General features: G+C 72.1%; 3 protein-coding genes. All 3 read right to left on the reverse strand.

The window, feature by feature from the left end:
• Positions 1 to 104 precede the first annotated feature (104 nt).
• Genes ACLBYG_RS31465 through metG form a run of 3 tightly spaced genes read right to left on the reverse strand, consistent with a single transcriptional unit; the run spans position 105 to position 3358 of the window.
• A complete protein-coding gene (locus ACLBYG_RS31465; RefSeq protein ID WP_100253890.1) occupies positions 105 to 908 on the reverse strand; it encodes an MBL fold metallo-hydrolase in 804 nt (267 codons plus the stop codon).
• Between the two features lie 22 nt (positions 909 to 930).
• Entirely contained in the window at positions 931 to 1731 is an 801-nt protein-coding gene (locus ACLBYG_RS31470) for a TatD family hydrolase (RefSeq protein ID WP_091683122.1), read from the reverse strand.
• Positions 1732 to 1780: 49 nt separating this feature from the next.
• Positions 1781 to 3358 carry a methionine--tRNA ligase gene (metG, locus tag ACLBYG_RS31475; protein WP_331298137.1) on the reverse strand — a complete coding sequence of 526 codons (1578 nt, stop codon included), beginning with the start codon at positions 3356 to 3358 and terminating at the stop codon, positions 1781 to 1783.
• Between the last annotated feature and the right edge of the window lie 115 nt (positions 3359 to 3473).

Below are 3473 nucleotides of genomic sequence, written 5' to 3' on the forward strand. Positions count from 1 at the left end.
ACGGTTCCCGGCCGTCAACAGGCTTGTTGGCCGGAAAGCCGATTTTCTTGGACTCCGAGGACGACAGCCGTGTGACGCCCGATTCGCGCTCCTGTCGGGTGCGCTCAGGCCTCGAGACTCAGGGTCATGCCGTCATAGGCGGGCACGATGCCCTCCGGCAGGCGCGCCGCGAGGGCGCCGTAGTCGAGATCGGTGTGCAGGTTGGTGAGGACCGCCCTGCGCGGGCGGACCGACTCGATCAGCGCGAGGGCGTCCGAGACCGAGAAGTGGGTCGGGTGCGGGGTGTCCCGCAGGGCGTCGATGATCAGCAGGTCGAGACCGCGGAGCCGGGCGAGGCTCGCCTCCGGGATCAGGCTGACGTCGGGCATGTAGGCGGCTGCGCCGAAGCGGAAGCCCAGGGCCGCCTCGTTGCCGTGCTCCACCGGGAGCGATTCCACGGTGACCGCGCCCCCCTCCCCCTCCAGGGTGAGGTCGCGGCCGGCGGCGAGGTCGCGCAGGTCGAGGATCGGCGGGTAGGCGCTCCCGGGGGGCGTCTCGAAGCAGTAGCCGAACCGGGCCGTGAGCAGCGACCGCGTCAGGGCGTCGGCGTAGACCGGGATGCGGGCCCGCATGGCGATCACCAGCGGGCGCAGGTCGTCGATCCCGTGGGTGTGGTCGGCGTGGGCGTGGGTGTAGAGCACCCCGTCGAGGCGCGTCACGCCGGCGTCGATGAGCTGCTCGCGCAGGTCCGGAGAGGTGTCGACCAGGAGCGTGGTCCGCCCCGCCCCCGACGCGCGCTCCACCAGGATCGAGCAGCGCCGCCGGCGGTTGCGCGGCTCCGCCGGGTCGCAGGCGCCCCAGCCGCTGCCGACCCGCGGCACCCCGCCGGACGAGCCGCAACCGAGGATGCGCAGGGTCAGGCTCGCCATCCGGATCTCCCGCTCCGACTCGTCACGCAGCGCCCGGGCGCGTTCCGGCGGCCTTGTCGAACAAGGTGAAGAAATTCGCCGTCGTGGTCCGGGCGAAGTCCTCGGCGGTCAGCCCCAGGGTCCCGGCCAGCGACCGGGCGGTGTCGGCCGTGTAGGCCGGCTCGTTGGTCCGTCCCCGGTGGGGCTCGGGGGCCAGGAACGGCGCGTCGGTCTCCACCAGGATCCGGTCGAGGGGCACGGCCCTGGCGATGTCGCGCAGGTCGTGCGAGCGCCGGAAGGTGACGATGCCCGAGAAGGACACGTACAGCCCGAGCTCCACCCCCGCCTCCGCCAGCCGCCGCCCCGACGAGAAGCAGTGCAGCACCGCCCGGAACGGCGCCCGGCCCATCTCGTCGGCGAGCACCCGCTCCATGTGGTCGTCGGCGTCCCGGGCGTGGATCACGAGCGGCAGGCCGGAGAGCCGGGCCGCCGCGATATGGGCGCGCAGCACCCGCTCCTGCACGGCCTCGGGGGCGGCGTCGGCGTAGTGGTAGTCGAGGCCCGCCTCGCCGATCCCGACGCAGCGCGGGCTGGCCTGGGCGAGGCCCGCGATCGTCTCGGCGGCGACGTCCGGCTCCTCGGCGGCCCCGTGGGGATGGGTGCCGACCGTGTGCCAGACCTCGGGATGAGCCTCGGCGATCGCCCGGTAGGTGTCGGCCTTGGCGACCCGGGTGGCGATCGTGAGCATGCCGGCGACGCCCGCGGCCTTGGCGCGGGCGATCACGCCCGGGAGGTCGGCGGCGAAGTCCGGGAAGTCGAGATGGCAGTGGCTGTCGATGAGCATCGGGTCTCGGGGCCGTCGGGCGGCAGGGTCCTTCAAGCGGCAGGGGCCTTCAAGCGGACGGAGTCTCGGGGCGCTCGAAGCGCGGGAAGATCGGCGCGGGGGCGGGGAGCGCCGTGCCGGGGACGAGCCGGCCCCCCGCCCCCACATCGGCGAGGCCGCGCCGGTCGGCCGGCACCGCCAGCAGGTCGAGGAGCTTGGCCGCCGCCCCCGGCACGAAGGGCTGGGTCAGGATGCCGAAGACGCGCAGGGATTCCAGCGTCGTGTAGAGCACCGCGTTCATCCGCGCCGGGTCGGACTTGCGGAGCTTCCACGGCTCCTGGGCGGCGAAGTAGCGGTTGGCCTCGGCCACCACGGCCCAGATCTCGGCCAGGACGGTGTGGAGCGCGAGCTCGCCCATGAGGGTCCGGGCCCGTGCCGGCAGGGCGTCGGCCTGGGCCAGCAGGGCCGTGTCGGCCGCGTCCAGGCTGCCCGGATCCGGTACCGCGCCGTCGCAGTTCTTGGCGACCATCGTGAGCGAGCGCTGGGCGAGGTTGCCGAGATCGTTGGCGAGATCGGCGTTGATCCGGCCGATGATCGCCTCGTGGCTGTAGCTGCCGTCGCCCCCGAACGGCACCTCGCGCAGCACGAAGTAGCGCACCGGGTCGACCCCGTAGGTGTCGGCGAGCTCGAACGGGTCGAGGACGTTGCCCAGCGACTTCGACATCTTCTCGCCCTTGGAGAGCAGGAAGCCGTGGCCGAAGACGCGCTTCGGGAGCGGCAGCCCGGCCGACATCAGGAAGGCCGGCCAGTAGACCGCGTGGAACCGGACGATGTCCTTGCCGATCACGTGCAGGTCCATCGGCCAGAATCTTTTTTGGGGGTTCTCCGCGTCGGGGAAGCCGGTGACGGTGAGATAGTTGGTGAGCGCGTCGACCCACACGTACATCACGTGGTTGGGGTGGCCGGGCACCGGCACGCCCCAGTCGAAATTGGTGCGGCTGACCGAGAGGTCCTTGAGGCCGGAGCGCACGAAGCTCGCCACCTCGTTCCGGCGCGTGTCCGGCCCGATGAAGTCCGGCTGATCCGCGTAGAGGTCGAGCAGCCGGTCCTGGTAGGCCGACAGTCTGAAAAGGAAATTCTCCTCCTCCATCCACTCGACCGGCGTGTCGGTGGCGAGGCTGCGGCGGCTGCCATCCTCCAGGAGCCGGGTCTCGGACTCGTCGTAGTAGGCCTCGTCGCGGACCGAGTACCAGCCGGCATACTTGTCGAGGTAGATGTCGCCGTTGGCCTCCATCCGCCGCCAGATCTCCTGGGCGGCGGCGTAGTGGCCGGGCTCGGTGGTGCGGATGAAGCGGTCGTAGGCGCAGTCCATCCGGTCGGCCATGGCCTGGAACCGGGCGGCCGTGCCGTCGACGTAGGCACGCGGGGTGGTGCCGGCCCGGGTCGCGGCCTGCTGGATCTTCAGCCCGTGCTCGTCGGTCCCGGTGGAGAACAGCACGTCGTAGCCGTCGAGCCGGTGGAAGCGCGCGATCGCGTCGGCGGCGATCACCTCGTAGGCGTGTCCGATATGGGGCGCGCCGTTGGGGTAGGAGATCGCGGTCGAGAGACCGAACGTCTTTCGGGGATTCGCCGGGGCGTTGGACGTCACGTCTGTGGTGTTCCGGATGAGCGCGGGAAGCTGCCCGCGTTGTCGCGCGGCCGGCGCCGGGACGCAACCGTCGCCGCCTGCGGGCGCGACGGCGATCCTCCGCGGCGGCCGGCAC

The organism is Methylobacterium sp. D53M, assembly GCF_053345625.1.

Excerpts from the sequence above, each read along its gene's own strand:
- ACLBYG_RS31470 (WP_091683122.1), bottom strand. The coding sequence starts at position 1,731 with ATGCTCATCGACAGCCACTGCCATCTCGACTTCCCGGACTTCGCCGCC.
- ACLBYG_RS31465 (WP_100253890.1), bottom strand. The coding sequence starts at position 908 with ATGGCGAGCCTGACCCTGCGCATCCTCGGTTGCGGCTCGTCCGGCGGG.